The organism is Macrococcus capreoli, assembly GCF_025628935.1.
Taxonomy (GTDB): Bacteria; Bacillota; Bacilli; order Staphylococcales; family Staphylococcaceae; genus Macrococcoides; species Macrococcoides capreoli.
Genome location: NZ_JAOTIS010000006.1, coordinates 61,617 through 85,079, shown reverse-complemented (window position 1 = coordinate 85,079; position 23,463 = coordinate 61,617). Strand labels below are relative to the sequence as shown.

Sequence of the window (23,463 nt, the reverse complement as noted above, 5' to 3'; positions counted from 1 at the left end):
TGGAAGCGATTTATGGTATATTGAATAAGAACAATTAAATTTTGTGTATAATTAAAGGAGAATGATTATGTCAGTTAATATTTATGATGAAGCAAACCGATTAGAAAGTGCATTACGTCAAAGTGATGAGTACAACGCAATTAAAGAACATTATTTAGCAGTGAACAACAACCCAGAATCAAAGAAAATCTTTGATGATTTCAGAAAGATTCAATTAAACTTACAAGAAAAGCAAATGTCTGGTCAGGAAATTACTGAAGATGATTTAAATGCTGCACAAGCTACTGCAGAATTAATTGAAAAAGACGAAAATATTTCTAAATTAATGGAAGCAGAACAAAAAATGAGCTTCATGATTCAGGAAATTAACCGTGTAATCATGAAACCTTTAGAAGATTTATACGGTGTACAAACGGAAGAAACACCTGAAGCTTAATTGCTAAAATGTAAACTTTAAAGTACAATAATTGAATAAATTATCAAATAAACAAAAAGTATGCGCTTTTTGTTTATTTTTTTGTGAGGGATACGATGAAGTTTTATTTACAAAATGAACAGTTTGAAGCGATTCAACTGTATATTAAGAACATCATCAATTTGTACTTTGAAGAAAGTTATTTATTCGAAGGTACAGGTGACAACCAAATTGATGTTGTAATAACACAGGCACAAGACACTACAGTGACGACGACAGTAACGATTGATAATAAGACGTATCAGCAAACTGCACAGCGCAATGGTCATACGAAACGTGATATGAAACAAGCATTAGGTCAAACGCTGATTGAAATCTTAACTGAACATACTGGAATCATTCAAAGCTGGGGCACACTCACGGGTATTCGACCGACGAAGTTATATCATAAATATTACAAACAAGGGCTATCTCATGGTGAAATTAGTGCAATACTATCAAGCGATTATTTAATTGCGCAGGAGAAGTTAGATTTAATGCGTGATATTGTGCAAACACAAAGACAGGCTATACCTGATTTATATCAATTACAAGATGAAGTGAGTATTTATATCGGAATACCATTCTGTCCAACGAAATGTGCATATTGTACATTTCCAGCGTATGCGATCCGTGTCTTTAAAGATCAAGTGCCGGAATTTTTAGTCGGATTAATTTATGAAATAAAGCATACGGCAAAGTGGTTAAAAGAAAATAATATAAAAGTAACTTCTATCTATTTCGGAGGTGGTACGCCTACGTCGATTACGGCACAAGATTTAGCATTGCTGCTTGAAACTGTTTATACGTCATTTGATATGACACATGTACGTGAAGTGACGGTGGAAGCGGGACGACCGGATACGATAGATGTCGATACGTTGAACGTGCTTAATCAATACAAAATCGACCGTATTAGTATAAATCCGCAAAGTTTCACTGATCGCACGTTAAAAGCGATTGGCCGTCACCATAGTGTACAGGAAACGATTGATAAATTTAAGTTATCGCGTGAGCACCAGATGAATAATATTAATATGGATTTAATTATAGGGTTACCGAATGAAACACGCACTGAAGTTGCACATTCATTGCAGGAAACAGAAAAGTTAAATCCTGAATCGTTAACCGTGCATACATTAAGTTTTAAAACGGCAAGTGAAATGACGCGTAATAAAGATAAATATCCTGTTGCGCCGAGGGATGAAATTGTACATATGATGAATATGACACGTGAATTTGCGCGTGAACAAAACTATATTCCGTATTACTTATATCGTCAGAAAAATATACTCGGAAATTTAGAGAATATCGGTTATTCAAAGCCGAACGAAGCATCGCTCTATAATATATTAATTATGGAAGAAGTACAGAGTATTATCGGTTTAGGGTGCGGGGCATCAAGTAAACTGATACATCCGAAAACGGGTAAGATTGAAAACTTCTTAAATCCGAAAGATCCGAAATCTTATAATCAAAGTTACGAAAGTTATACAGAAAGAAAAATTGAAAAGCTAGCTGCAATATATAGAGAAACAGAATAGTAGTAATATCTTTAGTTAATCATCCAAAATCCAATATGATTTTAGGATGATTTTCTTTTATTACATCGAATCAAAGACCGATTTCTAGTGATTGTTTCCAGTTTGCATGAGTCTAACCGCTTCATTTATAGCCTCTCTAAACGGCATAAACGAAGCAGATGCTTGACAAACTTCAACAATCCCTTCGAAATCAAAGACCGATTTCTAGTGATTGTTTCCAGTTTGCATGAGTCTAACCGCTTCATTTATAGCCTCTCTCTAACATTTTTACGAAATTTAATGTAAAATATGATGTAACAAGAAAAGTGAGGAATCGTTTATGATTAAATTTATTCATTGCGCAGATTTATATTTAGATGAACCATTTCAAATCAAAAGCCAGTTACCTGAACACATTATGCAGGACGTGTATCGTGCGAGCTTTGAAAGCTTTAAAAATTTAGTGAATGATGCCATTGAGCTAGCCGTTGATTTCATATTAATTAGTGGTAATTTATTTTCAAGTAAAAATCGCAACATTCGAGCTGATAAATTTATCGAACAACAATTTGAACGCTTAAAAAAAGCGGGGATATTCGTGTATTATGTCGCGGGTACAGAAGATGATTTATCTCAACGTTGTTATGTTAAATATCCAGATAACGTCGTACGCTTCTCAAATGACGTGCAATCATATGAATTAATTACAAACAAAGGGAAGCGTGTCTTTATACATGGCTTTAGTTATAAAGAGCGTGAAACGTATGAGAATAAATTAGATAATTATCCGGTCAACGCCGTTGATGATTCCATACATATCGGTATGTTACACGGCATTCATCATCAAATAAGCGGGTTCACTGCAACTGAATTCAGCATCGAAGACTTAAATCGAAAGCTGTATCATTACTGGGCGTTAGGGCATTATCCACATAAGAAACGCTTAAGCGAAATACCGGAAATTCATTATCCTGGTAAGTTGCAAGGTTCAAATTTTGGAGATACAGGTCATAAGGGATACTTACTTGTTGAAGGAGATCATACAGAACTTGATATTAAGTTTATTCCTACTGAGCACATTCGCTTTGATACAGTAGAACTCACATTAAACGAAATTGGAAAGCATGCGATTTATCAGGATATTACTGACTTTAAACAAAGTATGCGTCCTTCAGGAAAATCGATGTATCAGTTGAAATTAATCAACCCATTTGAAACGTTAATTGACGAACGTATGATCCAAAGTATATTGAAACAAGTTCAAATGTACGAATCCAATGAATCACAGTTTGTATGGATCGATGCGATTGAGCTCGAACAAGTATACGAAGTGCATACGTTAGCTTCAGAGTTTAATGCTGAACATTTAGAGAATGAAGATTTATTTAGACGTGCATGTGTTCCGATTCAGCAATCAAGTGTTGAGCGATATGCGCAGGAAATACGTTATGAAGATCACCAATCTATTCTCAATCACGGAGAATCAAGATTAAAGTTAATGATGAGGGATGAATCATGAAAATACAATCACTTGAAATCTATGGATATGGTAGACTAGAACATCGTAAATTTGATTTTACATCGGATTTTGTTCAAATTTATGGTGAGAATGAATCTGGTAAATCAACAATGCAGGCATTCATTCATGCATTGTTGTTTGGCTTTCCTAAAGAAGGTGAATATGAACCGAGGCTAGAACCCAGATTTGCACCACAATATGGTGGGAAGATGTTACTCGCTTTAAATAGTGGTGAAACGTTAAGTATTGAACGTATATTTGTTCATCATAAAGAAGAAGTGACTATTCTATTAAATGGGAAACAAAAAGATGAAGCGTGGTTAAATCAGTTATTTAATCATATTTCTAAAGAAACATATAAAAGTATCTTCTCATTTGATGTATTAGGTTTACAAGAAGTGCATCGTAAACTTACAGAAGATAAGTTACAGGCATATTTACTGCAAGCCGGTGCATTCGGTAGTACGGAATTCACGCAAATGACAGCGCATATTAAAGATGAGAAAGCGCGCCTGCTAAGCAATGAAATGACAGGTGAAATTGACCAGGCGACGGAAACATTGCAAATTATTGAATCACAAATACGTGAGAAAGATATACAATTTGAAACATATGATCAGTTATTAAATGAACAGGATAAATTAAATCGTACAGCTTTAGAATTCGATACGCATTTGAAAGAACTTAATACTGTATTACAACGTAAACAACGCGAAATTGAATATCATGATTACGCGAAAGAATGGAAAGCTTTAGAACATCAGCTGGACATCACGCCACCTCAATTTCCTGAACAGGGGATTGATCGTTACGAGGCACTTAAGAAACAGAAACATCAATTAAATCGAGATTTACAATTACGTAACGAGCAATTAAGCCAGCTGACGCAAGAGAATGCAGCCATTACTTTGCTGGATGCTACATTGATTGATAAGACGAATGATGTATTAAAGCAGGAACAATCTTACCGTAACTTTCAGTCAGACTTATCTCATCATGCAAAGACGTTAGAACAGTTACGTAATGAACAGCATTCGTTAATGCAAGATTTAGGATGGCAATCTTATCAACCTGTTGAAGTGAATCAACTCTTAAATGAGAAGGCGAGTCTTGCGATTCATCAGCTGGAAAAAGATACGCTTGAACAAGCACAAATCGAACGTGAACTCAATTTCGTCAACGACACGATGGCGAAGAAAGTACAGGCATCACATGATCTATCACAAGTGAAAGTACATAATGAACGATTTGAAAAGGCAGAACAACTTGAAAGAAGTAAAGTTGAATTGCTGGATAAGACAACGTTGTATGAAAAGATGAAAGAAGAAGCAGAGCGCTTTGAAACAAAGCAGATGAAGCAATATCAACTACAGCAACTTTGTCTGGCATTGATGACTTGCATCTTTATTGGTGGCGCAATTTATGCATATTTTATTCCACAAATGATTGTGCTTGGTGTATTTTGTACATTAGCAGTAATCGCTGTAGTATTGATGGTTATGAATGAAAAGCCGCAATTACAATTTAATCAGGCGTTACAGCAGGAAGTTGACGATCTGACTTTTAAAGTGAAAGATTTACAGGAGAACTTTGATTTATCGTTTGATTTAGACGAACAACGTAATATAAGACAACGTATCGTTCAAACGAACAATGAAGTGAAACGTGAGAAAGAACGCCATGAAGAATTAACTAAAGCGTTGGCAACAATGAATAACAAGATTGCACAAACGACAACTGAACTTGAATCAATTAAAGATAAGTTACAGCTACCTGAGCACTATTTAGTTAATCGATTAACGTTAGCTATTAAACAAATTAACAAAATCAATGCGTTAGAACAAGAAATGACGGCATTACAATTAAAGCAGCAAACGATTCAAGACCAACTTGCGCACTTTAATCAAGAGGTAGAAGCGTTAAATACGGAAGTGCCGATTGATTTAGATATTAATAGTTTGTTCCACGATCTGAAGACGTTACAAACGAAAGATGAGAAGAATAAATTCCAGTATTCAAAAAACAATGACAAAATGGCGTTGTTAACGAAAGAAGCAACAATTATGCAGGAACAGTTAACGCAAGTGACGACTGAACTTGAAGCATTATTTAATGAAGCAGAAGTTGATAATGAATCTGATTATTATGTGAAAGAAAAAGAAGTGATTAAGTTCCATAATGATTTAAATCAATTTGATACGGTAGGGCGTTTATTAACAGACCAAGGCTTCACATATGAGGATAATACCGCTTTAAGTGTTGTTACGGCCATTGACTTGCAGGGACAACAAGAAGCGATTGAAGCGCATATTGAACAATTAACGCATGAACGAAAAGAAGTGACGGATAGATTAGCGAAGATCCAGGAACAACTCGATACGATTGCATCTGATGATAGTTTGTCACAACTCAAATATGAATTTCAAATTAAGAAGAACCAGTTGAATGATTTAATTCAGAACTTTATAGCAGTCAATTATATCGAAACATTAATTGAAGCGCATATTGAAGACGTAAAAGAGAAACGCTTACCATTTGTTGTTCAGGATGCGACAACAATCTTTAAATTCTTAACTGAAGATCGCTATATGAATGTGTTATATAAAGACAATCATTTATTAGTAAGAGCGAGTGATGGACAGATTTATCATCCGACTGAGTTATCGCAATCGACGAAAGAGATATTATACATTGCGTTACGATTAAGCTTGATTCAGTCACTTAATAAATATTATCCTTTCCCAATTATTATTGATGATGCATTTGTACATTTTGATAGAATTAGACGTGAACGTATTCTTGAATATATGATGACGTTAAAATCTAACCAAATTATTTATTACACTTGTAATAAATCAACTGTTATTGCGAATAAAAATACGATTACACTCGAGAGAATAAATAAGGAGGTTAAAAAATGAGAACAATCGAAACATTGAAGCCAGGTGCTTCAGTAGATAATTATTTCTTAATTCATAAAGCGATACAAGGTGTAACAGGGCAGGGGAAACCTTATTTAACGTTATACTTAAAAGATAAAAGCGGTGATTTAGAGGCGAAAGTCTGGACAGTAACAGAAGAAGATATTAAGACGTTAGCACCAGAAACGCTTGTAAGAATAAAAGGTGATGTCATTGATTACCGTGGTAGAATTCAAATGAAAGTGAATCAATTTAGAGTCGCAACACCTGAAGATGGTGTGAAATTAGAGCATTTCTTAGAATCAGCACCATATTCTGAAGATGATATGATGAACGAACTGATGGATTACTTATTAGAAATTGAGAATGCGAAGTTACAACGTGTGACACGTTTATTATTAAAGAAATATCAAACTGAGTTTATGACGTATCCAGCAGCGAGTAGCAATCATCATAATTTCGTATCGGGATTACTATATCATGTATTAACGATGCTGAAACAAGCGAAAGCGTTATGTGAGATATATCCGAGTTTGAATAAAAGTTTGTTGTATTCAGGGATTATATTACATGACTTAGGTAAAGTGAAAGAGTTGTCTGGACCTGTTGCGACGACGTATACAGTTGAAGGTAATTTGTTAGGCCATATTTCTATTATGAGTGATGAAGTCGCAAGTGTCGCACGTGAGCATAATATTGAAGGTGAAGAAATATTATTGTTAAGACATTTAATATTAAGTCACCACGGGAAATATGAATATGGATCACCGAAATTGCCGATGGTGAAAGAAGCCGAAATATTAAACTTTATTGATAATATTGATGCGCGTATGCAAATGTTTGATAAACATATGAAGAAAGTTGAGAAAGGGCAGTTCTCTGAACGTATCTTTGCATTAGAGAATCGTCAGTTCTATAAACCAGTTTCATTAGATTAAAACAATATAAACAAACCTCCTTGATTAGAAAGTTTTTCAAGGAGGTTTGTTGTGTTAAATGATGCTATGCGTAATGGTATAAGTAAAAACTAAAGAGCAAGCGGTAGTAAAAGTAAAATACAACCGCTTGCTCAATATTGGAGGTTAAACGCATTGAAAACAGCCTCTCTCCAAACGGCGTCTCACTTGCAGCCCTTTCGACAAAAACGAAACTCAACCTAAATCAAAGAGCGATTTACGGTTGAGTTTCTAATTTTGCTTAGGGCTAAACGCAAGTTCGACTGCCTTAAACGGCGCTTTCAATGCAGGACCTCGTCAAATTTCAGCAACACCATCGAAATCAAAGAGCGATTTCTCTGTGTTGCTTCCAATTTGTTCGGTCCTGGACGCATTGAAAACAGCCTCTCCTTACATTTACTTCGTTTGTTCTGTTAAGATTTGTTCATCAATAATTTTCTTAATGTCTTTATCTTTGTAGTCAACGTTGTAATCTTTTAATAATTTTTTATACGCATCTACCATAATTTTTGGATCTTTTTGAAGTTTCGTTTGACGTACTTTATCTTTTAAGCTGCTTTTTTCTTTATCAAAGTCATCTTGTTTCTCAGCTAAAATGATATGGTAACCGAAATCTGTTTTAACTAAATCAGAAACTTCACCTTCTTTTAATTTAAACAAAGCTTTTTCAAATGGTTCAACGGTTTGTCCTTTAACAACATAATTTAAAGCACCACCATTAGCTTTTGAACCTGTATCATCTGATTCTTTTTTAGCAATTTTAGCGAAATCTTTTTTATTCTTTTTCACTTCATCTAAAATCTTTTGCGCTTTTTCTTTAGCATCTGCATCGCTTAATCCATCTTTATTTGAATCTGATTTCACGGCGATAAGAATATGAGATGCTTTCTTCACGCTATTTTTAATTTCATCATCTGAAACTTTCACTGTTTCTTCTAACAGTTTCTTACGATATTCTTCGTTTAAACGTGTTTCTTTATATTTTTCAACAGTCATACCCGGTTGTTGCTGTTGTAATATTTGAAGGAATTGTTTCTCTCCACCATATTTTTTAATTTCATCATCTACTGATTTTTTTACTTTATCAGCATCAACTGCTTTACCATACTTATCTTTTAAAATATCACCCATTAAAATTTGAAATGCTGTATTCGCAACTTCATTTTTACCCATTTCATCAATTACATTTTTAGTTGTAACATCTCCTGCTTTTGAAGAGATTAAAGCTTCACCATTATTACCGCAAGCTGTTAAACCTAATACTGATACCGATAATGCTGCCGGTAACATGATTTTTTTAAATTTCGTCATGATAATTCTCCTTTTCTCTTACAAATTCTGTTCTAATATATCATAATCTTTATTTCAATTACAATTTATCGTATGTTACACTCATGAAAATTTGCTGAAAATTCATGTTTTGTTAAAATTTCAAAACCATACTTACGTTCTTCGATGTATGATCCTTTAGGTGTATTTACAATGTATTTTAAATAAATAAAATCCATAAATGACATGCCAGCATTCATTGAAAAAATAAATAAAAAGTAATGTGCGTAATGTGGCATTACAATCGCACAAGCAATAGTAATGAAAGTAATAATGATAAAGGGTAGCATAAGCGACAAGCTAAATATGATCTTATGTACCGGATGATTGATTCTTATATTATATAAAGGGAATAGTTTAGATTTATTCGTCTTCTGAATGATTATTGAATGCAAATCATTTAAGAAAGGTAGCATGTGCAAACATTTATGTACCGGATATAATGCAAAGCATCCAATTACAAATAATAAAAAATACTGATCAGAGAAATGCTTACCGAAAATACTAGAAAATATTTCAAAACTAACGATGAAAATAAGTGTCGAAATGAGTCCTGAAATAAGCAAAATTCGTTGTAATCCGTACGTTGCACGAATATTAAAATTTTTATTACATAAATACATGGCAATTCTCCTATCGGTCAATTTACCATGCAATTATGCATTATCCATTTCATTTTCGTCAAGTAAAACCTTCAATAAGTCGTTATGACTTTTATCCAGGTGTTTAATGAAGTCATCTCCGTAAATTTTTGAGACAATATATTTTAATTCAGTGAATGAAGGTAAATTAAACATAATATCATTATATTTGCTCGCTGCTTCGTAAATGCGGTCGTCTGCTTCAATATAACCGTGATACGTTTCATATAAAAGTTCTTTACCTTTTTCAGTGAGTTCCAGATATGTATTACGTTTATCGTATTCACTTTTTGGCATCGTTAAGTAACCGCGTTTCTCTAAGTTCTTTGCAAAGTTAAATACAGTAGACACGTGCATTACACCGTATTGACTCACTTGAGAAATTGTCGCTTTCTCTAAGTTGCGAATAATGATTAATATATGATGCTCATTTATATTTAAATCGTAAGGTTTAATCCAGTTTTGCCAATCTTTTTCTACTGTTTTCCAAAGTGCTTTGCTCAGTTGACTCACTTTATGGGTAAAGAGCATTTTTTCAATAACATCTTGTTCACGTTTCATACAAATGACTTCCTTTCATATTACGTTAAATATGTTGCTACTATAGTGAAAAATAAAAAAGTATGATGATTTCATCATACTTTACTATAGGATAATAATATTTTACCATAATACAGAAGGTAGACAAGGTATTTATCAGAATTTTTAAAAATATTTTTAAAAATTCTGATAAATACAATTTAATCTTCTCCATATAAATAAATCGTGGTGTTATTTTTTAGATAATGTGTCCATAATTTCTGTTTTACGGTTATTAATATTTTCAATATTACCTTTTAAATTGTCGATATTTGGTTGAATATCAGATTTATAATGGGCGATAATATCTTTAATTTCATCTGCCATCGTCTTCATCACTTCCTGAGAAGCATCTTTCGTTTTGAATACTGCATCTTTCACTTCATTCGCTTCAATCTTTAATTGATTCACTTGAGCTTTCGTGTCATATGCTGTTGATTTAAAGTTTTGTTGTAATTCTTTTCCTGACTTCGGTGCATTTAAAATTGCTGTAGCAGCGCCGGCTGCAATACCAACACCAAATCCTAACATGATGCGAGATAATTTCATAAGTCATCCTCCTAAAGTTCTTTACATTTACTATACCCAATAATCAGCATAACATGTATTTATTTAATTTCAGATTGAATGGCATCTTTCAATGCATGCATTGCTGCTTCATCAAATTGATCAGCGTGCGTTTCCCACTTGTAGCCGAAACCATCGATATCATTTTCATATCTCGGAATGACATGGAAGTGAATATGGAAGACAGATTGATCTGCAAATGCACGGTTGTTTTGTACAATGTTAATGCCTGCAGGTTTAAATGCTGCATCGACAGCTTTTGCAACTTTCTGTACAGACTGGATGACTTTTGCTAAATCATCTGGATTTACTGATAGAATATCTTCTGCTGGATTTTTAGGGATAACGAGCGTATGCCCTTTAGATACTTGTGAAATATCTAGAAATGCATATGTGTAATCATCTTCATAAACTTTATATGAAGGAATTTCACCTTTTAATATTTTACCGAATACTGTTTCACTCATAACTTTACGCCTCCTGTGCTTTTCATTATCATATTTTCTTTATTATAATAGATATGTTTTTAGAATAGAAATAATTAAGTTATGTGATGATTACAATTCATTATGCGAAGTAAATCATATTTGATACAATAAATAAAAAATGACGAAGAACGGAGAATGACAGTGACTGTAAAAGTAAGTAATTTAACAGGGGGTTATGGCAATCAACCTGTAATTCATAATATTGATTTTGAATTAGCTTCAGGCCAGATTATTGGGTTAATTGGATTGAATGGTGCAGGGAAGAGTACGACGATTAAGAACATGCTGGGATTGTTACGTCCAATTGAAGGTGATATTGAAATTAATGGCTATCAATTATCGAAAGATCCATTTCAATATCGTGCGCAGTTCTCTTATATACCTGAATCACCTGTATTGTATGATGAATTAACGTTAGAAGAACATATTGATATGACGGCTATGGCATATAACATTGATGCACAAACTGCAATGGAGCGCGCAATGCCTATTTTGAAAGTCTTTCGTTTAGAACACAAACTTAAGCAATTTCCGGCGCATTTCTCTAAAGGGATGAAACAAAAGGTGATGATTATTTGTGCCTTTATTGCAGAACCAGCGTTACATATCATAGATGAACCATTCTTAGGTCTCGATCCACTTGGTATTCAATCGATGCTTGATTTAATGGTGAAAGCGCGAGATGCCGGTCGTACCGTATTAATGAGTACACATATATTATCGACTGCTGAAATGTATTGTGATGCGTTCTTATTGATGCATCATGGTAAGTTAATTGGTAAAGGGACTTTAGCAGATTTAAGACATCAGTTTAATATGCCGAATGCAACACTTGATGAAATATATATTCATGCAACGGGTGATGCGCATGAATAAAGCAAGCCAACTTTTTAAACAAAGGTTAACGAAGAATCAGAAAGAAGTTGCGTATTATAGTAAGTTTATCTTTAATGGGCACTTTCTGGTGTTTTTATCAATTGCGTTTGGGGCATTGATGTTGCAGTATTCGCAGATGGTGAAACATTTATCACCGTCCATTAACTATCATCTCATTATCGGAGTTATACTTGCGATTTTAGTAATCACGAATATTCGTACGTTTGTGAGACCGGCAGATCATATCTTTTTACTTAATTTTGAGCAGCATATGACTCCGTACTTTAAGAAGGCAATGGTAAGATGTGCAATCATAAGAAGTGTCATTGTGATTGTGATGACGCTGTTATTTATCCCGTTATATTTCAATGCGTTGCACGCTTCTTTATATGGATATGTTGCAGCGGGATTATTTGCAGTTGTGATGGTTATGTTAGGCATCTGGATGCGATTCTTAATGATGAAATTAAATATTGAACAGCATTGGATCAGTGTGCTGATCTTTATACTGAGTTTATCTGGTATTTATACGGCACTGGAAGGGATTTATATATCAGTCGTACCCGTTATTTTATTATCATTAGGTTTGATATATTTATTACATCGCAATAGTGAGCACCGTTTAATCGACTGGCATGCATTAATTGAGTATGAAGAAAGACTGACACATAATCAGAATAAAACAATTAACATGTTTACGGATGTTAAAGGGATGAAGGATACCGTTAAACGTCGTAGAATTTTAGATATGTTGTTGCCTAAAAATAAATCAAAATACAATCAGCAACATATGTTTGAGTTTTTGTTTATTCGTAATTTTTTACGTAGTAGTGATGCACTGTGGATCATTATTCGGTTAATCTTAATTGCAGCGGTAGTTATATGGATTGTGAATCAGGAAATAATCGCACTGATTATCGGTGCATTTATCGTGTATGCGATTGTATTGCAAACATCGCAATTTTATAAGCAGCAAGCCTTTCAATTATGGCCGCAAGTGTGGCCAGTACCAGAAAGCTATGTTTTAAAAGGCTTTAAACAATTTATGCGCAAACTTGTGTTGATTACGACAACACTTATTGCATGTATTTATATTGTGTTTTATCCGATGCATTTCTATTATGTGATTGTGTTCTTCTTACTTATGCTCTGGACGATGCGCAACGTTACGGAGAAGATTGAGAAGAGAATGAGGTTACTTAAAGATTAGTGCAGGAAGTGGATGATTGCCGGTAAATCGAAAATACCGGCAAAGAAATCTGAAAAACGGCTTGGACCATAAAATGATTGCCGGTAAATCGAAAATACCGGCAAAGAAATCCGAAAAACGGCTGGAAATATAAAATGATTGCCGGTAAATCGAAAATACCGGCAAAGAAATCCTGAAAACAGCTGGAAACATAAAATGATTGCCGGTAAATCGAAAATACCGGCAAAGAAATCCGGGAAACGGCTAGAACCATAAAAATGATTGCCGGTAAATCGAAAATACCGGCAAAGAAATCAAGATCAAATATACTCATAAAAAGAGAAATTCGAACATATTTTCGAATCTCTCTTTTTTAACATAACAATATAAAACTGAAATATACGTCTTAATCAAGTGTTTCAGGTTTTTCGACATATAGCATTTTAGAATAATAAATATTCGCCATAATATCTTCTGATTGATATTGTGATAAAGCTTCCTTAGAAAAGTAAGTTCTAAAGAAACTACCTTTCTTAAAGTCATCTAATAAGTTAATCGAATCAAATTGAAATACTGCAACATAAGTTTCGCCTTGCTTCGGACGTAATAGACGAAACGCTTGATATCCGTCGTATGTCTGTAACTTTTCTAATGGTAATGGCAGAGTATTAAAGACTTCCTGACGTGCTTCTTTAACGATGAAATAAAGTAACATCGTCGGTTTCTCCATTAACGTGCCATCGTTTATGACATTAATGAAAGTTTGAGGAGCACTAAATACAGTTTTACCCTCAGTTTCTTCATATAAATATGCACTATCTGCATTGTAAAATGATAACAAGTTTCGTTTTGTGTTTTTCTTTTGAATTTTATCTAAGAAAAAGCTCGAGCCGTAAGTAATATATGTGTACATGTTTATCATCCTCTCTGTTTAAACGCATTTCAGACAGCCTCTCCGTCTAAACGGCGTCTTCAATGCAGGACCTCGTCAAATTTCAGCATCATCATCGAAATCAAAGAGCGATTTCTTGATGATGCTTCCAATTTGTTCAGTCCTAAACGCATTTCAGACAGCCTCTCTCTATACTATACCCATTTTACATGATTTATGTCAGTTTAATGACATTACTTTTTTATGATACTTTCTATTTCCCGTTATGATAAAATCAGACTATATACGTAAAATAGGGGGAAGTTTGTTTGAATTCATTTAATGATACAATTTTAAAAGCAGCGCGTGGGGAAAAAGCCGCTCACACGCCGGTATGGTTTATGCGCCAGGCAGGTCGTAGCCAACCTGAATATAGAAAGATTAAAGAAACGCATAGTTTATTTGAAATTACACACGATCCAGAACTTTGTGCTTATGTAACAAAGTTACCGGTTGATCAATATAATACAGATGCAGCAATACTATATAAAGACATTATGTCACCACTTGGTGCTATCGGTGTTGATGTTGAAATTAAATCAGGCATTGGTCCAGTTATTGCGAATCCAATTCGTTCTATGCAGGACGTTTCACGTCTCGGTGAAATTAATCCAGAACAAGACGTACCATACATTTTAGATACGATTAAATTATTAACACAAGAACAATTAAATGTCCCATTAATCGGGTTTACGGGTGCACCATTCACTTTAGCGAGTTATATGATTGAAGGCGGTCCTTCTAAAAATTATAACAAGACGAAAGCGATGATGTATGAGCAACCTGAAGCATGGCATATGTTAATGGAGAAATTAGCTGATATGTGTATTACGTATACACACGCTCAAATAGATGCGGGTTGTAAGATGATTCAAGTCTTTGATTCATGGGTAGGTGCGTTAAATAAAGAAGACTACAGAACGTTTATAGCACCACATATGCATCGTATTTTCGCCGGTATTAAAGAGAAAAATGTTCCGGTTATTACTTTCGGTGTTGGCGCAAGTCACTTAATCGAGGAGTGGAACGCTTTACCAGTAGACGTCTTAGGTTTAGACTGGCGTTTACAAATTGAAGAAGCACGTGCAAAAGGAATTACGAAGACGTTGATGGGGAACTTAGACCCGGCGATTCTACTTGCACCTTGGGAAGTCATTGAATCACATTTAATTCGCATTCTTGATCAAGGATTACAGTCAGATAGCTATATCTTTAACTTAGGGCACGGGGTATTCCCGGAAGTGAATCCAGATACATTACGTCGCGTAAGTGCATTCGTTCACGATTATTCAGCAAAATATAAAGCATAACCATTGGGGGAACAATGATGAGTAAAAAGGGATTACTAGTTATGGCGTATGGTACGCCTTACAAAGAAGAAGATATTGAACCATATTATACACATATTCGCCACGGTAGAAAGCCAACAGAAGAAAGTTTACAAGATTTAAAAGACCGTTACAAAGCGATTGGTGGTATTTCTCCATTAGCAGGTACAACTGAACGTCAAGCTGAGGCTTTAGTTGCTGCATTAAACAAAGCGACAGGTGAAGACTATAAGCTATATATCGGTTTGAAACATATCGCACCATTTATTGAAGATGCTGTTGAAGCGATGCACAATGACGGTATTACAGAAGCGGTAACGATTGTATTAGCACCGCATTACTCTAACTTCTCAGTGGGTAGTTACAATAAACGTGCAGCTGAAGAAGCGAGCAAATACGATATTCAATTAAAACACGTAGAATCATTCTATAATCAAGATAAATTCATTGATTTCTGGACAGATCAAGTAGATCACACACTTGCGACAATTCCAGAAGCAGAATGGGACAAGACGGTACTCATCGTAAGCGCTCATAGTTTACCGGAGAAGATTAAAGCATCAGGCGATCCATACCCTGAACAGCTTGAAGATACTGCGACGATGATTATGGATCGTTCGAAAATATTAAATGTTGAAACAGGCTGGCAGTCAGAAGGTAATACACCCGATCCATGGTTAGGACCAGATGTGCAGGATTTAACACGTCGTTTATATGAAGAAGAACAGTATGAACACTTTATTTATACACCTGTTGGATTTGTCTGTGAACATTTAGAAGTACTATATGATAATGATTACGAATGTAAAGCGGTGTGTGATGCATTAGGCGTGAAATATTATCGTCCGGCTATGCCTAATACAGATGAACGCTTTATTGGCGCAATGGTAGAAGAAATTCAAAATGTATTAAATCAATAGAAAAGAGATGTTTTGTTATGACGAAGAAATGTGCAATTATAGGCGCAGGCATCACGGGTTTATCGGCAGCATATTATTTAAAAGAAGAAGATGCATCGATTGCAATTGATGTATTAGAAGCAAGTGGTGTGCCAGGTGGTAAGATTCAGACTTATCAACAAGACGGCTATACGATTGAACTTGGACCAGAATCATATTTAGGTAGAAAGAAGATCATGACTGAGCTTGCAGAAGCGATCGGTTTAAAAGATGAAATTGTCATCAACAATACCGGTCAATCTTATATTTATGCTAAAAATAAATTATATCCTATACCTGGCGGTTCAATTTTAGGCATTCCTACTGAAATGAAGCCATTTATAGCAACGCGTTTAATTTCACCATTCGGTAAATTACGTGCAGGGATGGATTATTTTATTAAACCGAAACCAATGAACCCGGATGTTTCTGTTGGCGCATTTTTTAGACGTCGTTTAGGTAATGAGACGTTAGAGAATTTAATTGAACCGCTATTATCAGGAATATATGGTGCGGATATCGATAAATTAAGCTTGAAATCAACGTTTCCAGATTTCAAAGCCACTGAAGAACAACACGGTAGTCTTATTAAAGGAATGCGTGCAAATAAGAAGAAAATGCCGAAACGTGTCGGACCGGTACAAGGGCAATTTAGACAATTTAAGAACGGTTTAATGAGTTTTATTAATGCTTTAGTTCAAAACTTAGAATCTAAAGCAGTGAACATTAAATATCATCATCCAGTGCAGGCAATTGAAAAGCGTGACAATGGTTATATGATTACGGTGAATGGTGAACAAGTGTTTTACGATAAAGTTATTATTACTGTGCCGCATACTGTATTCAGAGCATGGTTTAATGATGCACCATTACAATATTTCGATGAGATGGCAGCTACAAGTGTGGCAACGGTTGTTATGGCATTTGATGATAGTCAGGTTAATAATAAAGAGGACGGTACAGGATTTGTCATTGCGAAGAATTCGGATACGGTTATTACGGCATGTACATGGACGGATAAGAAATGGTCACACACAACACCGCCAGGCAAGACATTATTACGTGCATATGTAGGGAGACCGGGTAGTGACGTCGTTAAAGACAACGATGATGAAGCTATCGTTAAGCTTGCCAGACGTGATTTAGATAAGATGATGGAGATTAAAGGTGAGCCTGAATTCACAATTGTAACGAAATTAATGCATAGCATGCCACAATACGAAGTAGGGCATATCGATCGCATTCGCGCGATTCAACATTACATTAAACAGCAATACCCAGGTCTTGTCATGACAGGGGCGTCATTTGAAGCGGTAGGGCTTCCGGATTGTGTTTCACAAGGACAACGTGCAGCATTGCAGTTAGCGCATGAATAGCGTTTCGATGAACAGAAGAGAAGACATATTAGGAGGATGTTATGAAATTTATTCATAATAATAATATTACTGATCCTACAATTAACTTAGCGATGGAAGAATACGTATTGAAGCATTTACCGAAAGATGATTCGTACTTTCTATTCTATGTGAACGAGCCATCCATTATTATAGGGAAAAACCAAAATACATTTGCTGAAATTAATCAATCTTACGTGGATGAGCAGAATATTCATGTTGTGCGCCGCATTTCAGGTGGAGGCGCTGTATATCATGATTTAGGCAATTTAAATTTTAGCTTTGTGACTAAAGCGGATGATGATAGTTTTCATAACTTTAAAAAGTTCACGACACCAATCGTTGAAGCATTAAATCAACTCGGTGTGAAAGCAGAAATGACAGGTCGAAATGACTTGCAGGTCGGAGAACGTAAAATATCTGGTAATGCGATGTTTCAGTCCGGAGACCGCATGTTCTCACACGGTACGTTGATGCTAAATAGCGATATTGATGAAGTCGTAAAAAGTTTAACGGTTAATGAAAAGAAATTGATTACAAAAGGTATTAAATCTATTCGTTCAAGAGTAGCTAACATTCAGGAATTTCTTGATAAACCGATGACGATGGAAGTATTTAAACAAACGTTATTACAATCCATCTTTAAAGGTGAGATTGAAACGTATGAATTACAGGCCGATGATTGGGCTAAGATCGAACAGATTAGTCGTGAAAAATATCGTAATTTTGAATGGAATTACGGAAAGAATCCGAAATATAATTATGAAGTGAAACAGAAGTTCCCTGGTGGAATGTTAGAGCTTAAAATCAATGTAACAAAAGGATTAATGGAAGATGTGAAAATCTATGGTGACTTCTTTGGTGTTGGTGAAGTAACAGAAGTTGAACAAATGTTAATAGGGTTGCCGCATTCTCAAGACGCTGTAAAAAGAGCGCTTGAAACAATTGATTTTGCACATTATTTTGGCAGAGTGACAGAGGAAGAATTTTTAAGTTTAGTTGCGAAATAACTTATAAATTAAGCGCCAATTTGGGATATATATTCCGGATTGGCGCTTTTATATTGTGTATTTCACTTTAAATTTCCTCCAGCGCTTTTAACGCATTCGTATGCTGAATGAAAGCTTGTTCATCACGGTTAAGTAAAGCAGTGTCGATTTGATTCTGGAGTGTCAGTTTTTTGTGAGATTTTACTGCTTCATCAATAATCAGTTCGATATATAAGTTGTTTAAATTCGATACGAATGTTTCCAGGCCGTTTAATTTAGTTTGTTGGTTATAGTTCATGGGGTGTACCTCCTTGGATAATGATTAAATTTATTAAAATGAGTATATTATATACAATTCTAAATTGCAATAGTATTCAGAAAATTATATTAATTAACTTTTTTATGTTTGGTTAATTATATTTAACCAAATGTTTAACTTTGTAAACATAAAATTTAGAATTATAAACTATGTTAAAATTTAATTGAAGTTAACAAATGTTAATTTAAATCGTATATAATAGTGTTAACACGGCGATAAAGGAAGGAGAAGTTATGGAAAAGTATATCATTAATGAGAAAACAATGTATATTAAATCATATCGTGAAAGTAGAATCGTTTATTCCGAAATTGGAGAATATGGCGCGACGCCAATCCTTTATAAGAAGAAACCATTGCATGTGATTGAAGACTCATTATTCTTTTACCATGCTTCATATAAATCGAGACGTGCATCAACAAAGATTATTGCAGATATACATACGAAACCGCCAATTATTATACAGCCGGGCACACAAACATATTTCTTCCCGACACATAGTGATCGCAGTAACGATCAAGCATGGGTAAATGTCCATTATGTGAATCGATTTCATGCAGGAAATCATTATGACACGATTGTGGAATTCGATGATCAGTCCAATGTTTCGTTTCCAGTGACATCGTATACATTTAATACACAATATTTGCATGGGATTAAATTAGAATATTGTGTCCGTGCGAAAGCGTTAAAGAAAGATATGTATACAACAGAAACGGTGCAATTTGATAAATGCAGAGCAAATTTATTCGAAATGTTAGCAATGTATGCATTATTAGAGAAAAAGGTGTAAATGTTCTATAAAAATATTTACTAAAACTATTGACCAATCTGTTTCAATTGATATAATAGTATTTGTTGATTGAAATTATTCCACAGTAGCTCAGTGGTAGAGCTATCGGCTGTTAACCGATCGGTCGTAGGTTCGAGTCCTACCTGTGGAGCCATGGAGATGTACTCAAGTTGGCTGAAGAGGCGCCCCTGCTAAGGGTGTAGGTCGGGTAACCGGCGCGAGAGTTCGAATCTCTCCATCTCCGCTAGTAATCGTTGATAAATCAACGTTTTTAAAGAGCAAGTGTCAAATACGTGTCAAGAAAAAATTTCTCGCACTCTTTGACCTTGTTCTTTTTTATGTTCATCTAATAAATGTGTGTATACTGTTAATGTAATATTAATATTTGCGTGACCCAAGCGCTTACTTATATATTCGATCGGAATTTGTTTGCTTATTAAGTAAGATGCATGAGTATGGCGAAGTGCATATGGTGTAAATTCATCTTTAATATCACATGCTTGTTTAGAACGCTCAAAAGCGTTTTTTAAGGCGTTATGAGATATTCCGAACAATTTACCATCAATTCTTAAAGGGTGCTGTGAGAGTCTCTTATTTATCGTAATAATGTCTTTCTTAGATACTTCTACATATCTATCTGCATTCACTGTTTTAGTTCCTGGAATGTGTATGATATTATTTATATAATCAATATCTTTTGTGGTCATTCTGTTTACCTCTGAAAAACGAGCGCCGGTTATCGCTAAAATGTAAAGAGCTATATAACTTAATTCGCTTTTTGATTTAAAGTACTCCATGAGACTAATATATTGCTCTATTGTCATAAATTTAGCTTCTTCTTTCTTTGCTGCTACTGTACCCTTTATATTTATTTTATATGTCGGGTCTTTTTTCAAGTGTCCATCATATAGAGCGTCCTTAATGCATGCCTTCAAGCAATCGTGTACTTTTCTGACTGTTTCAGTAGTTCTACCATCAGCATAGTTATTAATAAACCTTTGATATTCTGAACGTGTGATATTTTTTACAAGCATGTCATCACCGAAATGCTCTAAAAATAAAGTTAATGCACGTTCAAACCAATAAAATTGTTTCTTAGATAGTTTGCTTTTGTTATTAATATCAAGCCACGTATTGTAATAATCTTTGAAATATTTGTCCTCAACATAATTACCAGCATTTAATTCTTCAATAATCTTTTGTGCTGCATGAACAGCCTCACCTTTAGTTTTAAATCCAGCTTTTCGCTTTTTACCATTTTTGAATGACTTGTCTTTTATATCATACTGCCACGAAAATCCATTTTTATTTTCTCTTTTGTATACTGTGTAAGTAGCCATTATTTTCACCTCCTTTCAAATAGAACGTATGTTCTTTTGATGGTTAAAACAAAAAGGCGGTTAAGCCTTTTTGTTTTACTCTTTTATTTATTTTGAAGTGCTTGCTCTTTTGCGACTATCGCATTATATACTTCTTGAGCATTAGGGCCATCGTAATAGCCTTGTTCAATAGCATACTTAGTTTGTATCTCTCCAGATGTTAAACCACCTTGTGCGCTTTTATTTGCGTTATCCGGCGAATAATTAGGGTCAATGTTATCTGTAGCATTGCTTGAATTATATAAATGGTCATAATTCTTATTGCCTGGATTAGGATTTGTTGTATACATAGATTTTTCTTGACCAGACTCAACGCGTAACGAACTTTCATATGCTTTAGAAGCGGGACCTTCCATTACGTTACCTTGAGGAATGACACCATTTGCTACAGCGCTTTTATACGCAGTAATTTTATCCATTTCAGAGTAATTACCATAAACGACCGCTTCAAGCGTAGCGCGATCAGTAATGTTATTAATATTAATATTTTGAGCTTGTTGTGTAGTTGCTGCTTCTGTAGTTGGTTTTTCGGTTGTAGGTACTTCAGTTGTTGGCGCTTCTGTAGTAGGTGCCTCTGTTGTAACTTTTTCTTTTTGTTTCTTAATTTTATCTTTAGCTTCTTTTGACTTATCTTCTTTTTTAGATTCTACTTTTTTTGTCTCCTCTTTTTTTGGAGCTTCGTTATTACAAGCAGTTAAAAGTAATGTAGATATTGCTAATCCTGATAAAAGTGTTTTTGTTTTCATTTTGATTTCTCCTTAATATTTATATTATTTTTTAATTGTTCTATACGTTTTAAAGCAAATTTCTCTGACACCTTAAATGTTCTGCTCATAACTTTATAGTCTGAATGTTCTTCTCTAATCATGAATTTCGGTATAGCTAATTCGTACATAAGTTTGTTAGCTTGACCTTCACAATATTTTCTATAGCTTTCGTTTAAATGTGTGTGACCATGACATAAAACGTGAGCAAATTCATGAAAAAATGATTCTGTCATTTGAAATATATTTGTTTGTCTTAACATAATTATATCTACATCATTAGATTGTATTCGAACGTCTGCTGACCAGTTTTTAAACAAAGATATATTAAAAGCTTCAGCAACATTATCGATAGTTAAATCATCAATGTTTTTAATGCCGTGATCATAGTATAAATCCTCAATCCACAATGTAATTACCCCTTACTGGTGCTTATTGTTTCTTTTGAAAAGTTCAAATTGAACCGCTTCCTCTATTCTTTTTTGAAACTCTATTTTTTCTTCATCTGATAACTTTTCAAATCCATCATAATCAGAAAAGTTTATAATTATACCTTTTTCTTCTAAATTTTTAACAATGTCTAATGAATTATTGTTTTTTGTTATAGAATCCCAAGGTTCGATAACCTTGCTTTTAGGCACATTAAAATAATCTGCAATTTCTTGAATTCGTTTTATACGTGGATATTTGGTTTGATTAATCCAATTAGAAACAGTTGGTTGAGATACATTTAATGCTTCCGCTAATTCTTTTTGATCAATATTCTTTTGCTGCATTAGTTTTTGTAAGTTAGCGGACAAAGTTTTTCTAACGCTTACAGATTCCATTACAATTCTCCTTCATTACATTTAGTAATTTAAAGTTACCATAAGTTACAAGGATGTTCAACACTTTATATAACTTTATTTCACTTTTTATAACTAAAAGTGTTGACATATCTCTTAAAGTTATTTAAAGTTATATGAGAAGGAGAGGTGTTGTAAGTGGCTAAGGAATTACAGCAATTACCTATAAAAAACTGGAGGCAAATTAAAGGTATGACCCAAAAAGATGTTGCTGATAAGCTAGGTATAACAAAAAAGACAGTAATTCAATGGGAAAAACCAACTACAGAACTTAGTAATGTTGTGGTTTATGCAATGGCAAAGTTGTATGATATTGAAATCGACAACATAAAAATATAAATTTTTTTGAAGTAGTTATAACTTTTTATAACTTTTGGAGGTGATTGCATGTATAACGGTTTTGCAGATGCTAAACACAAATTTCCTGAGGTGAGCGGTATTTCATTTGCTGACCTCAGGGATGAGGTTTACAAAGACGAAGGGTTTCAACAATACATTTATCGATTTGGCCCTGGTAGAAAACGATATATCAAAGTACAACCAGCGATTGATTATATTGAGAAAAACATATTAAAAAAGGAGACGGAGCTATGAAATTTATATTGATGATCCTTTGGTTTCTAATGCCAATTATATCTTTAGCGTTTTCAATAGTTACTGCAATTATTTTGAATATGAATGAAGGTTGTTCAACTTTATTCGGTATCCTTTCATGCTGGATTGGCTGGGGAATGTTGTACTGC

The 23,463-nt window shown here is 34.3% G+C and carries 25 protein-coding genes and 2 tRNA genes; 16 read left to right on the top strand and 11 right to left on the bottom strand.

Going from position 1 to position 23,463, the window contains the following annotated elements; genetic code table 11:
• Nucleotides 1–67 precede the first annotated feature (67 nt).
• The 5 genes from OCL94_RS06080 (at nucleotide 68) to yhaM (ending at nucleotide 7,355) form a co-directional block, all read left to right on the top strand.
• Nucleotides 68–436 (top strand): YlbF/YmcA family competence regulator, encoded by a 369-nt coding sequence (locus OCL94_RS06080; RefSeq protein WP_262995605.1) that lies wholly within the window; start codon nucleotides 68–70, stop codon nucleotides 434–436.
• A gap of 95 nt (nucleotides 437–531) precedes the next feature.
• A complete protein-coding gene (locus OCL94_RS06075; protein WP_262995603.1) occupies nucleotides 532–1,998 on the top strand; it encodes a coproporphyrinogen III oxidase in 1,467 nt (488 codons plus the stop codon).
• Nucleotides 1,999–2,317: 319 nt separating this feature from the next.
• Nucleotides 2,318–3,496 carry a metallophosphoesterase family protein gene (locus tag OCL94_RS06070; protein ID WP_262995601.1) on the top strand — a complete coding sequence of 393 codons (1,179 nt, stop codon included), beginning with the start codon at nucleotides 2,318–2,320 and terminating at the stop codon, nucleotides 3,494–3,496.
• Nucleotides 3,493–6,417 carry an AAA family ATPase gene (locus OCL94_RS06065; RefSeq protein ID WP_262995599.1) on the top strand — a complete coding sequence of 975 codons (2,925 nt, stop codon included), beginning with the start codon at nucleotides 3,493–3,495 and terminating at the stop codon, nucleotides 6,415–6,417. Before OCL94_RS06070 ends, OCL94_RS06065 begins: the two co-directional genes overlap by 4 nt.
• On the top strand, nucleotides 6,414–7,355 hold the full coding sequence (gene yhaM, locus OCL94_RS06060) for a 3'-5' exoribonuclease YhaM (RefSeq protein WP_262995597.1): 942 nt from the start codon (nucleotides 6,414–6,416) through the stop codon (nucleotides 7,353–7,355). The genes OCL94_RS06065 and yhaM overlap by 4 nt, the downstream gene beginning before the upstream one ends.
• A 414-nt stretch (nucleotides 7,356–7,769) precedes the next feature.
• On the opposite strand, the gene OCL94_RS06055 is transcribed toward yhaM, so the two are convergent.
• From OCL94_RS06055 to OCL94_RS06040, 5 genes are all read right to left on the bottom strand, one after another.
• On the bottom strand, nucleotides 7,770–8,684 hold the full coding sequence (locus tag OCL94_RS06055; RefSeq protein WP_262995595.1) for a peptidylprolyl isomerase: 915 nt from the start codon (nucleotides 8,682–8,684) through the stop codon (nucleotides 7,770–7,772).
• Nucleotides 8,685–8,749: 65 nt separating this feature from the next.
• A complete protein-coding gene (locus OCL94_RS13295) occupies nucleotides 8,750–9,325 on the bottom strand; it encodes a DUF3267 domain-containing protein (protein ID WP_411268481.1) in 576 nt (191 codons plus the stop codon).
• 33 nt (nucleotides 9,326–9,358) lie between these two features.
• Nucleotides 9,359–9,904, bottom strand: coding sequence for an HTH-type transcriptional regulator Hpr (locus tag OCL94_RS06050; protein WP_262995592.1), 546 nt, complete (start codon nucleotides 9,902–9,904; stop codon nucleotides 9,359–9,361).
• A 210-nt stretch (nucleotides 9,905–10,114) separates the two neighbouring features.
• Nucleotides 10,115–10,471, bottom strand: a complete 357-nt coding sequence (locus OCL94_RS06045; RefSeq protein WP_262995590.1) for a YtxH domain-containing protein — start codon at nucleotides 10,469–10,471, stop codon at nucleotides 10,115–10,117.
• Between the two features lie 59 nt (nucleotides 10,472–10,530).
• Complete coding sequence (locus tag OCL94_RS06040) at nucleotides 10,531–10,956, bottom strand: HIT family protein (protein WP_262995588.1); 426 nt, start codon at nucleotides 10,954–10,956, stop codon at nucleotides 10,531–10,533.
• Nucleotides 10,957–11,118: 162 nt separating this feature from the next.
• Here OCL94_RS06040 and OCL94_RS06035 point away from each other — a divergent pair, with 162 nt between their 5' ends.
• Nucleotides 11,119–11,853, top strand: a complete 735-nt coding sequence (locus OCL94_RS06035; protein ID WP_317618546.1) for an ABC transporter ATP-binding protein — start codon at nucleotides 11,119–11,121, stop codon at nucleotides 11,851–11,853.
• A complete protein-coding gene (locus tag OCL94_RS06030) occupies nucleotides 11,846–13,063 on the top strand; it encodes an ABC transporter permease (protein WP_262995584.1) in 1,218 nt (405 codons plus the stop codon). The genes OCL94_RS06035 and OCL94_RS06030 overlap by 8 nt, the downstream gene beginning before the upstream one ends.
• A gap of 385 nt (nucleotides 13,064–13,448) precedes the next feature.
• Here the strand turns inward: OCL94_RS06030 and OCL94_RS06025 are convergent, their stop codons facing one another.
• Complete coding sequence (locus OCL94_RS06025) at nucleotides 13,449–13,955, bottom strand: hypothetical protein (RefSeq protein ID WP_262995582.1); 507 nt, start codon at nucleotides 13,953–13,955, stop codon at nucleotides 13,449–13,451.
• Nucleotides 13,956–14,242: 287 nt separating this feature from the next.
• Here OCL94_RS06025 and hemE point away from each other — a divergent pair, with 287 nt between their 5' ends.
• The 4 genes from hemE to OCL94_RS06005 are packed head-to-tail and all read left to right on the top strand — an operon-like array spanning nucleotide 14,243 to nucleotide 18,643.
• Nucleotides 14,243–15,283: a uroporphyrinogen decarboxylase gene (gene hemE / locus OCL94_RS06020; RefSeq protein WP_262995580.1), complete on the top strand. Its 1,041-nt coding sequence runs from the start codon at nucleotides 14,243–14,245 to the stop codon at nucleotides 15,281–15,283.
• A gap of 14 nt (nucleotides 15,284–15,297) precedes the next feature.
• Entirely contained in the window at nucleotides 15,298–16,221 is a 924-nt protein-coding gene (hemH, locus tag OCL94_RS06015; RefSeq protein WP_262995578.1) for a ferrochelatase, read from the top strand.
• 17 nt (nucleotides 16,222–16,238) lie between these two features.
• The gene (gene hemY, locus OCL94_RS06010; RefSeq protein ID WP_262995576.1) at nucleotides 16,239–17,615 is read left to right on the top strand and encodes a protoporphyrinogen oxidase; all 1,377 of its coding nucleotides are present in this window, start codon (nucleotides 16,239–16,241) and stop codon (nucleotides 17,613–17,615) included.
• Between the two features lie 41 nt (nucleotides 17,616–17,656).
• A complete protein-coding gene (locus OCL94_RS06005) occupies nucleotides 17,657–18,643 on the top strand; it encodes a lipoate--protein ligase (RefSeq protein WP_262995574.1) in 987 nt (328 codons plus the stop codon).
• A gap of 67 nt (nucleotides 18,644–18,710) precedes the next feature.
• Here OCL94_RS06005 and OCL94_RS06000 read toward each other — a convergent pair whose 3' ends face one another.
• Entirely contained in the window at nucleotides 18,711–18,920 is a 210-nt protein-coding gene (locus OCL94_RS06000) for an IDEAL domain-containing protein (protein WP_262995570.1), read from the bottom strand.
• Nucleotides 18,921–19,174: 254 nt separating this feature from the next.
• On the opposite strand from OCL94_RS06000, the gene OCL94_RS05995 reads away from it, so the two are divergent.
• From OCL94_RS05995 to OCL94_RS05985, 3 genes are all read left to right on the top strand, one after another.
• Nucleotides 19,175–19,732: a competence protein ComK gene (locus OCL94_RS05995; protein WP_262995569.1), complete on the top strand. Its 558-nt coding sequence runs from the start codon at nucleotides 19,175–19,177 to the stop codon at nucleotides 19,730–19,732.
• A gap of 79 nt (nucleotides 19,733–19,811) precedes the next feature.
• A tRNA-Asn gene (locus OCL94_RS05990) sits at nucleotides 19,812–19,886 on the top strand.
• 1 nt (nucleotide 19,887) lies between these two features.
• Nucleotides 19,888–19,976 (top strand) — tRNA-Ser (locus OCL94_RS05985).
• Nucleotides 19,977–20,028: 52 nt separating this feature from the next.
• On the opposite strand, the gene OCL94_RS05980 is transcribed toward OCL94_RS05985, so the two are convergent.
• The 4 genes from OCL94_RS05980 to OCL94_RS13290 all read right to left on the bottom strand — a co-directional run bounded on the left by OCL94_RS05980 (nucleotide 20,029) and on the right by OCL94_RS13290 (nucleotide 22,702).
• Nucleotides 20,029–21,072, bottom strand: a complete 1,044-nt coding sequence (locus OCL94_RS05980) for a tyrosine-type recombinase/integrase (RefSeq protein ID WP_262995568.1) — start codon at nucleotides 21,070–21,072, stop codon at nucleotides 20,029–20,031.
• 83 nt (nucleotides 21,073–21,155) lie between these two features.
• The gene (locus OCL94_RS05975; protein ID WP_262995566.1) at nucleotides 21,156–21,857 is read right to left on the bottom strand and encodes a hypothetical protein; all 702 of its coding nucleotides are present in this window, start codon (nucleotides 21,855–21,857) and stop codon (nucleotides 21,156–21,158) included.
• Nucleotides 21,854–22,285 carry an ImmA/IrrE family metallo-endopeptidase gene (locus OCL94_RS05970; RefSeq protein WP_262995564.1) on the bottom strand — a complete coding sequence of 144 codons (432 nt, stop codon included), beginning with the start codon at nucleotides 22,283–22,285 and terminating at the stop codon, nucleotides 21,854–21,856. The genes OCL94_RS05975 and OCL94_RS05970 overlap by 4 nt, the downstream gene beginning before the upstream one ends.
• Before the next feature lie 12 nt (nucleotides 22,286–22,297).
• Nucleotides 22,298–22,702 (bottom strand): helix-turn-helix domain-containing protein, encoded by a 405-nt coding sequence (locus OCL94_RS13290; protein ID WP_262995562.1) that lies wholly within the window; start codon nucleotides 22,700–22,702, stop codon nucleotides 22,298–22,300.
• Nucleotides 22,703–22,858: 156 nt separating this feature from the next.
• Here OCL94_RS13290 and OCL94_RS05960 point away from each other — a divergent pair, with 156 nt between their 5' ends.
• Both OCL94_RS05960 and OCL94_RS05955 read left to right on the top strand, forming a co-directional pair.
• Nucleotides 22,859–23,059, top strand: a complete 201-nt coding sequence (locus tag OCL94_RS05960) for a helix-turn-helix transcriptional regulator (RefSeq protein ID WP_411268480.1) — start codon at nucleotides 22,859–22,861, stop codon at nucleotides 23,057–23,059.
• A gap of 48 nt (nucleotides 23,060–23,107) precedes the next feature.
• Nucleotides 23,108–23,314 carry a hypothetical protein gene (locus OCL94_RS05955; protein WP_262995560.1) on the top strand — a complete coding sequence of 69 codons (207 nt, stop codon included), beginning with the start codon at nucleotides 23,108–23,110 and terminating at the stop codon, nucleotides 23,312–23,314.
• The last annotated feature ends 149 nt before the right edge of the window (nucleotides 23,315–23,463 follow it).

Coding starts and splice junctions, on each gene's coding strand:
- OCL94_RS06080 (WP_262995605.1), top strand. CDS start 68: ATGTCAGTTAATATTTATGATGAAGCAAACCGATTAGAAAGTGCATTA.
- OCL94_RS06075 (WP_262995603.1), top strand. CDS start 532: ATGAAGTTTTATTTACAAAATGAACAGTTTGAAGCGATTCAACTGTAT.
- OCL94_RS06070 (WP_262995601.1), top strand. CDS start 2,318: ATGATTAAATTTATTCATTGCGCAGATTTATATTTAGATGAACCATTT.
- OCL94_RS06065 (WP_262995599.1), top strand. CDS start 3,493: ATGAAAATACAATCACTTGAAATCTATGGATATGGTAGACTAGAACAT.
- yhaM (WP_262995597.1), top strand. CDS start 6,414: ATGAGAACAATCGAAACATTGAAGCCAGGTGCTTCAGTAGATAATTAT.
- OCL94_RS06055 (WP_262995595.1), bottom strand. CDS start 8,684: ATGACGAAATTTAAAAAAATCATGTTACCGGCAGCATTATCGGTATCA.
- OCL94_RS13295 (WP_411268481.1), bottom strand. CDS start 9,325: ATGTATTTATGTAATAAAAATTTTAATATTCGTGCAACGTACGGATTA.
- OCL94_RS06050 (WP_262995592.1), bottom strand. CDS start 9,904: ATGAAACGTGAACAAGATGTTATTGAAAAAATGCTCTTTACCCATAAA.
- OCL94_RS06045 (WP_262995590.1), bottom strand. CDS start 10,471: ATGAAATTATCTCGCATCATGTTAGGATTTGGTGTTGGTATTGCAGCC.
- OCL94_RS06040 (WP_262995588.1), bottom strand. CDS start 10,956: ATGAGTGAAACAGTATTCGGTAAAATATTAAAAGGTGAAATTCCTTCA.
- OCL94_RS06030 (WP_262995584.1), top strand. CDS start 11,846: ATGAATAAAGCAAGCCAACTTTTTAAACAAAGGTTAACGAAGAATCAG.
- OCL94_RS06025 (WP_262995582.1), bottom strand. CDS start 13,955: ATGTACACATATATTACTTACGGCTCGAGCTTTTTCTTAGATAAAATT.
- hemH (WP_262995578.1), top strand. CDS start 15,298: ATGATGAGTAAAAAGGGATTACTAGTTATGGCGTATGGTACGCCTTAC.
- hemY (WP_262995576.1), top strand. CDS start 16,239: ATGACGAAGAAATGTGCAATTATAGGCGCAGGCATCACGGGTTTATCG.
- OCL94_RS06005 (WP_262995574.1), top strand. CDS start 17,657: ATGAAATTTATTCATAATAATAATATTACTGATCCTACAATTAACTTA.
- OCL94_RS06000 (WP_262995570.1), bottom strand. CDS start 18,920: ATGAACTATAACCAACAAACTAAATTAAACGGCCTGGAAACATTCGTA.
- OCL94_RS05995 (WP_262995569.1), top strand. CDS start 19,175: ATGGAAAAGTATATCATTAATGAGAAAACAATGTATATTAAATCATAT.
- OCL94_RS05980 (WP_262995568.1), bottom strand. CDS start 21,072: ATGGCTACTTACACAGTATACAAAAGAGAAAATAAAAATGGATTTTCG.
- OCL94_RS05975 (WP_262995566.1), bottom strand. CDS start 21,857: ATGAAAACAAAAACACTTTTATCAGGATTAGCAATATCTACATTACTT.
- OCL94_RS13290 (WP_262995562.1), bottom strand. CDS start 22,702: ATGGAATCTGTAAGCGTTAGAAAAACTTTGTCCGCTAACTTACAAAAA.
- OCL94_RS05955 (WP_262995560.1), top strand. CDS start 23,108: ATGTATAACGGTTTTGCAGATGCTAAACACAAATTTCCTGAGGTGAGC.